This window comes from Zoogloea sp. LCSB751 (assembly GCF_002028455.1).
In the GTDB taxonomy this organism is placed as follows: Bacteria; Pseudomonadota; Gammaproteobacteria; order Burkholderiales; family Rhodocyclaceae; genus Zoogloea.
This window is the reverse complement of the sequence record NZ_MWUM01000241.1, coordinates 1-267: the sequence shown is the minus strand read 5'-3', so window position 1 is coordinate 267 and position 267 is coordinate 1. Positions and strand designations below refer to the sequence as shown.

General features: G+C 54.3%; 1 pseudogene. It reads right to left on the bottom strand.

Features of this window, described 5'->3' with window-relative positions:
* A pseudogene (locus B4920_RS26495) lies at positions 1 to 267 on the bottom strand (2-octaprenyl-6-methoxyphenyl hydroxylase); the annotation flags it as partial.

Here is a 267-nt window from a genome sequence, read left to right as displayed (position 1 = left end):
GATTGGCCTTGGCATGTAGGACAGATTTAGCGGATAAGCATGGCGCTCGCTGACATCGATAAACTGGCCGGCGCGATAACCAAAGGCCTGCTGCAACTCAGCTAAAAACTCGGCTTTTGGGGCATTGAGCATCGTTTGGGCGCGGTGATTATCGAGCGCCCAGACGAGGGACAAACGCGGTTGACCTTGGCTATCTGCCATCGGCAATAACGCCAGTGGGCCAGTCTCGGTAAATCGTTCATAGGCCCAATGTTGATGCGGCTTATC